Below are 6353 nucleotides of genomic sequence, written 5' to 3'. Positions count from 1 at the left end.
AATGAAAGAATAGTCGCTTGTATAGTGGAATTGGTCGGTTGAACGAAAGAATAGTCGCTTGTGCAGTGGAATTGGTCGGTTGAACGAAAGAATAGTCGCTAGTACAGTGGAATTGGTCGGTTGAATGAAAGAATAGTCGCTTGTACAACATAAACAGTCGCTCATCCAAATCTCTATTCAAAAAAAGGGGCTTTTCCGATTTCGGAAGCTGCCCCTCTTGCAAACATTATTCTTTCGTAGATTTATTGCTTGTGAGTGTGACTTCAATCGTTTTCATTTCCGCTCCACGGTAAACGGTCAATGTTGCTTTATCCCCAACGGAAAGTTTCGTGTAAAGGAACTTGCGAAGCTCTATCGAATTCTTCACGTCAGTTCCGTTAATAGCAGTAACTACGTCTTGTTCTTTCAAGTCTGCTTTACCAGCAGCGGATAAAGGGTCAACGGTCGTCACCATGACACCACCTGTTACGGATTTGGGAAGATCTTGAACATACATGTAGGGAACTTCCGCTAGATCTGCGAGTCCAATGCCGATATACGCCCGTTCTACTTGGCCGTGATCTGTCATTTCTTTGATGAGCGGCAGGACTTCATTACTCGGAATAGCGAAGCCGAGTCCTTCAACGCCTTTTTCTGAAATTTTTAGGCTGTTGATACCGACCACTTTACCGTCCGCATTAAGTAGTGCGCCTCCACTATTTCCGGGGTTGATGGCTGCGTCCGTTTGAATGACGTTCATCTTCCATTCGCCAGCAGATGTCTTCACATTGATAGAGCGATTGACTGCACTCACAATTCCTTGTGTTACGGTTCCGGAGAAATCAATGCTGAGCGGGTTGCCGATTGCTACGACCTGATCACCAGCGCGTAGCTTGTCTGAATCGTCAAATTCAAGGACAGTATCCGCATATTTTGCATCGATTTTCAGCACCGCAAGATCACTAAGCGCATCTTTCCCAACAAGTTCAGCTGTTGTTTTTTCACCGCTTTGGAGAACCACTTCAATTTTTTTTGCATCCTCGATAACATGATTATTAGTTACGATAAATGCTTTGTTCCCCTCGATTTTATAGATAACGCCTGAACCTGAGCCGCTTACTACGCTTTGTGTGTCCTGCATGAAACGATTGCCCGCCTCTTTATAATTGACGATACCGACAATTGCGCCGGATGCTTGCTCCACCATATCAGGAAGTGATGTAGCTGGCTTTGTTGAAGTTTGTTGCACTTTATAGGATGCTGTATTCTCTGTGATAGGTGACTTTTCTTGTGAATTTGCAGCCAATAAATCTGTATTGGTAACGAGCGCCAACGTCAATACTGAACCGATAACTCCTGCCCCAACTGTTGATAAAAAACGTTTACCTTTTGAATTTTCCATAGTGTAAAACTCCTTTGTAAGATGATTTAACTTCATCTTACGTGGTAAATATGAACAAACTATTACGGAAGAATAAAATACGCTTCGAAGTTAATTGAGCAGGCTCAATTAACTCCTCTCAAAATCTATGACATCTGTTGTTCAGCAGCGGTTTGAATCCCCACTGAATGGAATGTCTATTTTGCATTCATCTTGCCACTTATTGAAGTGGTGGATTTCTGCTGAATGAAGTTAAACAAAATATGAAAAGTAGGTGAGTAAGAAAATTATTTAAAAATAAAGTTGAAGTTTTCAGCATAGTCTGAAATAATAAAGTTGAAGACAGTTTTTAGTTCAATAATTATGTAAGCGCATACACCTGTGCATACATTTGAAGTCCGAGCCATACTATATCCTTGCATGCGAAATTTCTATGCACAAAGAAACTGACAAATCGGGAGGAATGGACAATGGTACAAGCTGTAGAAAGTTTGGTTTATGCATTTCCGAATACAGAAGGCGCAAAAGTGAATTTTAAGGAACGTTATGAGAATTTCATCGGTGGGAAATGGACAGCACCGGTTAATGGTCAATATTTCGATAATCCGACACCAGTGACAGGTAAAACTTTTACTGAGGTGGCACGCTCATCAGCAGAAGATATTGAATTAGCACTTGATGCGGCCCATGCGGCAAAAGATGCGTGGGGAAAATCGTCCGTTACTGAACGCTCAAATATTTTATTGAAAATTGCAGATCGTATGGAACAAAATCTCGAGATGTTGGCAGTTGCGGAAACGTGGGAGAATGGGAAGGCAATCCGTGAAACGTTGAACGCGGATTTGCCGCTCGCAATCGATCATTTCCGCTATTTCGCGGGGGCAATCCGTGCGCAAGAGGGTGGCGTCAGCCAGATTGATAACGATACAGTTGCGTACCATTTCCACGAGCCAATTGGGGTTGTCGGGCAAATTATTCCGTGGAATTTCCCTCTTCTAATGGCTGTTTGGAAACTTGCACCGGCACTTGCGGCTGGAAACTGTGTCGTGTTGAAACCGGCTGAACAGACACCGACTTCCATTATGGTACTTGTTGAGTTGATTGAGGATTTATTGCCAGCTGGCGTATTGAACGTTGTGAATGGTTTCGGATTGGAAGCAGGAAAACCGCTTGCAACAAGTTCCCGCATCGGAAAAATCGCATTCACTGGTGAAACGACGACAGGGCGCCTTATCATGCAGTATGCTTCTCAGAATGCAATTCCTGTAACGCTTGAACTGGGCGGGAAATCGCCGAATATCTTCTTTGAGGATGTCATGGATGAAGACGACGCATTTTTCGATAAAGCGATTGAAGGTTTTGTCATGTTTGCGCTGAATCAGGGTGAAGTGTGCACATGTCCTTCTCGTGCATTGATTCAGGAATCCATTTACGATAAATTCATGGAACGGGCATTAGAGCGAGTAAAGGCTATCAAAATCGGAAACCCACTGGATCCAACGGTTATGATGGGTGCTCAAGCCTCTACTGAACAGATGGAGAAAATCCTGTCGTACTTGGATATTGGGAAACAGGAAGGCGCAGAATGTTTAACCGGTGGTGCGCAAAACAAATTGGAGGGTGAGTTGGAAGGTGGCTACTACGTCCAACCGACTGTCTTTAAAGGGAACAATAAAATGCGTATTTTCCAAGAAGAGATTTTTGGCCCTGTTCTTTCCGTTACGACGTTTAAAACGAAGGAAGAAGCACTTGAAATTGCGAATGATACTTTGTATGGCCTAGGTTCGGGTGTGTGGACACGTGATATGAATACAGCTTATCGATTTGGTCGCGGTATCCAAGCAGGACGTGTTTGGACGAACTGTTACCATGCTTATCCGGCACACTCTGCATTCGGCGGTTATAAAGCGTCAGGTATCGGCCGTGAAAACCATCTAATGATGTTGAGCCATTACCAACAGACGAAAAATATGCTGGTTAGTTATAGTGAAGACAAACTAGGATTCTTTTGATTAGGAAGTTTAAAAAGGAGGGGGAGTGTAGATGGTTGAACGAGTAATCGCAACGAATGCTGCACTTGAACTCATTAAATTACTAAAAGGCAAGCATGGCCCGCTCATGTTTCACCAGTCTGGTGGTTGTTGCGATGGCTCTTCGCCGATGTGTTATCCGGATGGAGACTTGATTGTAGGTGATCAGGACGTTCTACTCGGAACTATCGGGGAAGCGCCGTTCTACATGCATAAAAACCAGTTCGACTATTGGAAACACACCCAGCTCATCATTGACGTCGTCGAAGGACGCGGCGGTATGTTTTCGCTTGAAGGTGTTGAAGGGAAGCGCTTCCTAACAAGATCTCGCGCGTTTACAGTGGATGAAAACAGCCAATTACAAGTGTGAATAAAAGTAAAGATCTTCCGGAGAATCTGGAAGGTCTTTACTTTTGAATCAAATAAATCGTTTTCTCTCATCAGGAGATGGCAACATACAAGCTACTTCCTTCTTACCAAACCATTTAAATCTATTTTTAGCAAGATAATCATAACCGGCATCGCGAATTTTACGCGGTACGAGTATGAATGGAAACAACAGATGCCATAGTCCATCCAATTTTTTGGCTATACGAAGCGCGGCAGAGGATTTTGTATATGCTCTGCCGTTTTCAATAAGGACTAAGCTGTCGACATCTTCAGGAATCTTGTACTTCTTCGTGAGCTCCTGCCCTTTCTCGCTTTGCAATGAAGCGAAAAGGAAATGAGCAACTGGATCACGTTTAATGATGAATTGTACACTCGAATTACAGAAATTGCATTCGCCGTCGAATAAAACAATACGTTTCATAGCACGTCCTCCTATAATCGGATTTTGCACGTCTCTTCATTAGTATAACCTATCGTGGAAAATATCAAACGATAAGGGACACAAATCTGTACAAATGACAGAAAACATAGTATACTAGTAGTGAGAAAAACATGTTGCATCGTTCAGGATTGCTGTTTTCCACTGCATTTTGCCACGGTAAAAATGGTAAGGAGGAGGATTGTTATGGAACGCTTGCCTATTGACCCAGTTGAGATGGAACGTAGACAAAACAAAGACTTCATCGCCGCATTGAAAATGATTGGCGAAGGGGGTCCGATTTATGACCAGCCGGAGAGTAGCAGTCAAGAACCGCTAGGCTACGATGAAGAACAACTGCCGCGATATTACCAGTAACAAACCCTTACTAAAGAGTGGGGGGTTTCTCCTTTATAGATACCCATTACAGAGTCGTCCATAGCGGGCGCTCTTTTTTTAATTGAAAACTGGATTGACTAACTATGTCACATTGCGATATAGTCAAGATGCGACATAGTGGATATGAAGAACGGATGTGATTCCGATTGAACATAGAGAAAGTCCTTAAATCCTATAGCCCGATGACGGAGACGGCGTTTTATATTTTGCTGTCATTAACAGAACCACGTCATGGCTATGGCATCATTAAACACGTTGAAGAACTAACAGAAGGGCGACTTGTACTCGGCTCTGGTACGATTTACGGTACGCTAACGAAGATGCAACGTGATGGAATTATCACCGTCTATGCGGATGAGAAACGGAAAACAATCTATGAAATTACGGATACGGGGAAAGCGCTTATGCGGCATGAAATGGGACGGCTAAAAGAGTTGCACACCAACGCGTTGAAGCATGAGGGGGAATTTCAATGACAATGAAAAGATGGAAACCATTCTGGAGTTATGACGTGGAGAAGACGGAGTGTTGGCTATCGAAAATGGCAGCAGAAGGAAAACGAGTAACGGGCTTGAACCGGCTGACACGCATGTTTTCATTCGAAGAAAGCGCTCGTTCAGAAGTCGAATATCAATGGGTCTACTATAAATATCAACATACAATGCCGCAAAAACTGGAGGAGTCTGGTTGGGAAATGGTATTGACAGAGGGAAACTGGCAACTCATCAATAATGAGACAGATGCAATTCATGCGTATCCATCCCGCGAAGGCATCTTGAAGCGAAATCGACTTCATTCCACTGTGCTTACCGGTATTTCAATTCTTTACGGGTTCCAATTATCAATAGTGCTAATTATGTTAATGGTGATGTTTTCTTTGGGTCCTGCTGAAGGAAATGTCAAATCAAGCCCCCTTTGGTCTATACCCATCCTTTACTTTTTACAAGGCATCACTGTCATTGGGCTTACAATCCATGCAACGCGGAAACTACGTGCGTTCGAACGGAAGTTTTTCAGCACTGAAGTTGATGAATTAAGTCCAATAGGGAAGACGTTTGTAAAATGGAAATTTGGTTGGATGCATGTACCCGATCAAATTGAAAACTGGTTGTCGGATATGGCCGCTGAGGGAAATCATCTTATCCGTGTTGGAAAACCAGTTACGAGATTCACTTTTGAAAAAGGTGCACCGAAACGTACCTCGTTTATTTACGATTTTCAATTTAAAGCATCACCAACTTATTATGACGTGCATAAAAGTGCTGGCTGGCAGTTAAAATTCACATCGCCTTATTCCATTATGAAATATTCACTATGGATGAAACAATATGAAGAAGACGAAGGAAAACCGCGATTCACGTATGATTCGTCCGAGAGGAAAGCCCAAGTTCAAAAAGTGTTATTGTCGACCACGGGGATATTTTTGTTAATGGTAGCCGTCGCCATCTTCTTTTTATCGTTGAATTACTCGATGTATCGCACTGGCAGTTGGAGTTTGTTCAATAAAATCATTTTCGCAGCATTCATCGTTACTTTTTCATTTCACATAGTAAACATGGTTCGCACGTTAAAATATGCACTTAGAATGAGAAGAAATTCATTTGCTAAAAGCGATTAAAATAAGATTGGGAATCATTCGCTTAACTTTGGTAGCCTACGGTTTAGTTATAAAAGACTTTCACTTAATACACAACCCATAGTCGCTCGCCCGTTTGTCCACCTCCTTTTCACATTTACTAGAAAGAGGAGGTGAGAG

7 protein-coding genes are annotated in these 6353 nt (G+C 42.7%); 5 read left to right on the top strand and 2 right to left on the bottom strand.

The features are described from left to right. Positions 1-226: 226 nt before the first annotated feature. Positions 227-1381 carry a S1C family serine protease gene (locus H4683_RS01195; protein ID WP_225941804.1) on the bottom strand — a complete coding sequence of 385 codons (1155 nt, stop codon included), beginning with the start codon at positions 1379-1381 and terminating at the stop codon, positions 227-229. Positions 1382-1851: 470 nt separating this feature from the next. On the opposite strand from H4683_RS01195, the gene adh reads away from it, so the two are divergent. Continuing rightward, on the top strand, positions 1852-3372 hold the full coding sequence (adh, locus tag H4683_RS01190; protein WP_225941827.1) for an aldehyde dehydrogenase: 1521 nt from the start codon (positions 1852-1854) through the stop codon (positions 3370-3372). A 31-nt stretch (positions 3373-3403) separates the two neighbouring features. Beyond that, entirely contained in the window at positions 3404-3760 is a 357-nt protein-coding gene (locus tag H4683_RS01185) for a DUF779 domain-containing protein (RefSeq protein ID WP_192596983.1), read from the top strand. A 48-nt stretch (positions 3761-3808) separates the two neighbouring features. On the opposite strand, the gene H4683_RS01180 is transcribed toward H4683_RS01185, so the two are convergent. Further along, complete coding sequence (locus H4683_RS01180; RefSeq protein WP_192596982.1) at positions 3809-4201, bottom strand: thiol-disulfide oxidoreductase DCC family protein; 393 nt, start codon at positions 4199-4201, stop codon at positions 3809-3811. A gap of 204 nt (positions 4202-4405) precedes the next feature. On the opposite strand from H4683_RS01180, the gene H4683_RS01175 reads away from it, so the two are divergent. The 3 genes from H4683_RS01175 to H4683_RS01165 all read left to right on the top strand — a co-directional run bounded on the left by H4683_RS01175 (position 4406) and on the right by H4683_RS01165 (position 6215). After that, positions 4406-4576, top strand: coding sequence for a hypothetical protein (locus H4683_RS01175; protein ID WP_192596981.1), 171 nt, complete (start codon positions 4406-4408; stop codon positions 4574-4576). Between the two features lie 167 nt (positions 4577-4743). After that, positions 4744-5073 carry a PadR family transcriptional regulator gene (locus H4683_RS01170; protein WP_192596980.1) on the top strand — a complete coding sequence of 110 codons (330 nt, stop codon included), beginning with the start codon at positions 4744-4746 and terminating at the stop codon, positions 5071-5073. Continuing rightward, positions 5070-6215, top strand: coding sequence for a DUF2812 domain-containing protein (locus H4683_RS01165; RefSeq protein WP_192596979.1), 1146 nt, complete (start codon positions 5070-5072; stop codon positions 6213-6215). Before H4683_RS01170 ends, H4683_RS01165 begins: the two co-directional genes overlap by 4 nt. The last annotated feature ends 138 nt before the right edge of the window (positions 6216-6353 follow it).

This window comes from Sporosarcina limicola (assembly GCF_014873855.1).
GTDB classification, from domain to species: domain Bacteria; phylum Bacillota; class Bacilli; order Bacillales_A; family Planococcaceae; genus Sporosarcina; species Sporosarcina limicola.
Note: the sequence above shows the minus strand (reverse complement) of the source record. Positions and strands in the feature narration are given on the sequence as shown.

What these genes read in the sequence shown, in the direction of transcription:
- H4683_RS01175 (WP_192596981.1), top strand. Translation starts at nt 4,406, where the DNA reads ATGGAACGCTTGCCTATTGACCCAGTTGAGATGGAACGTAGACAAAAC.
- H4683_RS01165 (WP_192596979.1), top strand. Translation starts at nt 5,070, where the DNA reads ATGACAATGAAAAGATGGAAACCATTCTGGAGTTATGACGTGGAGAAG.
- H4683_RS01185 (WP_192596983.1), top strand. Translation starts at nt 3,404, where the DNA reads ATGGTTGAACGAGTAATCGCAACGAATGCTGCACTTGAACTCATTAAA.
- H4683_RS01195 (WP_225941804.1), bottom strand. Translation starts at nt 1,381, where the DNA reads ATGGAAAATTCAAAAGGTAAACGTTTTTTATCAACAGTTGGGGCAGGA.
- H4683_RS01180 (WP_192596982.1), bottom strand. Translation starts at nt 4,201, where the DNA reads ATGAAACGTATTGTTTTATTCGACGGCGAATGCAATTTCTGTAATTCG.